At 73.9% G+C, this 425-nt stretch carries 1 protein-coding gene; it reads left to right on the top strand.

Features of this window, described 5'->3' with window-relative positions:
• Positions 1–425, top strand: a 425-nt coding sequence (locus AC1DYK_RS35920) for a hypothetical protein (RefSeq protein WP_478170607.1), incomplete at both ends; no start/stop codon positions are given.

Raw genomic sequence — 425 nt, 5'->3', positions numbered from 1 at the left:
GTGGTCAGCACGTTCCTCGGCCGGACCGGATTCGGCACGGTGCTGCTGTCGGTCATCACGGCGGTGCTGCTGGCGGGCGCGGCCACGCTGCCGAAGGACATCAGCACCCAGTGGGTGCGCGAGGAGTGGCGCCCGGCCTCGGTCGCCGCGGTCCAGCCGCGGTACGAACTGGGCTCCGGGGTCGGCACGCTCGACCTCACAAAGGTGCCGGTCCCGAAGGGGGACACGGTCAGCACCCGGGTGCGGGTCGGCGCGGGCCGGGCGGTGGTCGTCGTACCGAAGGCGGTGACGGTCCAGGTGCGGGCGAAGGCCGGACTCGGGGAGATCCGGCTGCCGGCCGATCCACCGGGCGATGTGGACGTCAGCCCGGCGCAGAAGGAACACCGGACGATCGCTCCGCCGGAGGGCGTCACCCCGGCCGGCAC

This window comes from Variovorax sp. P2_H12, from assembly GCF_056403395.1.
Note: the sequence above shows the minus strand (reverse complement) of the source record. Positions and strands in the feature narration are given on the sequence as shown.